We start from the raw sequence: 1,552 nt of genomic DNA, 5'->3' as shown, positions 1-1,552 counted from the left end.
AACACAGTGGACGCGAGCAACTGAGGACAAGCCCTCGGCCTATTAGTACCGGTCACCTCCACCAGTTACCTGGCTTCCAGATCCGGCCTATCAACCCAGTCGTCTACTGGGAGCCTTACCCCATCAAGTGGGTGGGAGTCCTCATCTCGAAGCAGGCTTCCCGCTTAGATGCTTTCAGCGGTTATCCCTCCCGAACGTAGCCAACCAGCCATGCCCTTGGCAGAACAACTGGCACACCAGAGGTTCGTCCGTCCCGGTCCTCTCGTACTAGGGACAGCCCTTCTCAAGACTCCTACGCGCACAGCGGATAGGGACCGAACTGTCTCACGACGTTCTAAACCCAGCTCGCGTACCGCTTTAATGGGCGAACAGCCCAACCCTTGGGACCGACTCCAGCCCCAGGATGCGACGAGCCGACATCGAGGTGCCAAACCATCCCGTCGATATGGACTCTTGGGGAAGATCAGCCTGTTATCCCCGGGGTACCTTTTATCCGTTGAGCGACGGCGCTTCCACAAGCCACCGCCGGATCACTAGTCCCGACTTTCGTCCCTGCTCGACCCGTCGGTCTCACAGTCAAGCTCCCTTGTGCACTTACACTCAACACCTGATTGCCAACCAGGCTGAGGGAACCTTTGGGCGCCTCCGTTACCCTTTAGGAGGCAACCGCCCCAGTTAAACTACCCATCAGACACTGTCCCTGATCCGGATCACGGACCCAGGTTAGACATCCAGCACGACCAGACTGGTATTTCAACGACGACTCCACAACCACTGGCGTGGCCGCTTCAAAGTCTCCCAGCTATCCTACACAAGCCGAACCGAACACCAATATCAAACTGTAGTAAAGGTCCCGGGGTCTTTCCGTCCTGCTGCGCGAAACGAGCATCTTTACTCGTAGTGCAATTTCACCGGGCCTATGGTTGAGACAGTCGAGAAGTCGTTACGCCATTCGTGCAGGTCGGAACTTACCCGACAAGGAATTTCGCTACCTTAGGATGGTTATAGTTACCACCGCCGTTTACTGGCGCTTAAGTTCTCAGCTTCGCCCTGACGAATCAGAGCTAACCGGTCCCCTTAACGTTCCAGCACCGGGCAGGCGTCAGTCCGTATACATCGCCTTACGGCTTCGCACGGACCTGTGTTTTTAGTAAACAGTCGCTTCTCGCTGGTCTCTGCGGCCACCCCCAGCTCAAGGCGCAAAGCCCGTCACCGGATGTGGCCCCCCTTCTCCCGAAGTTACGGGGGCATTTTGCCGAGTTCCTTAACCATAGTTCACCCGAACGCCTCGGTATTCTCTACCTGACCACCTGAGTCGGTTTAGGGTACGGGCCGCCATGAAACTCGCTAGAGGCTTTTCTCGACAGCATAGGATCATCCACTTCACCACAATCGGCTCGGCATCAGGTCTCACCCTCATGTCATCCGGATTTGCCTAGATGACGGGCTACACCCTTACCCCGGGACAACCACCGCCCGGGATGGACTACCTTCCTGCGTCACCCCATCACTCACCTACTACCACCTTGGTTCAGCGGCTCCACCACTCCCC

1 rRNA gene is annotated in these 1,552 nt (G+C 57.0%); it reads right to left on the bottom strand.

The annotated features are described in order from the left end of the window. Positions 1-22: 22 nt before the first annotated feature. A 23S ribosomal RNA gene (locus ACF07N_RS35865) occupies positions 23-1,552 on the bottom strand; the annotation flags it as partial.

This window comes from Streptomyces sp. NPDC015242, from assembly GCF_043079125.1.
Lineage (GTDB): Bacteria > Actinomycetota > Actinomycetes > Streptomycetales > Streptomycetaceae > Streptomyces.
The sequence above is the reverse complement of the archived record's forward strand: the minus strand, read 5'-3'. Positions and strand labels throughout refer to the sequence as shown.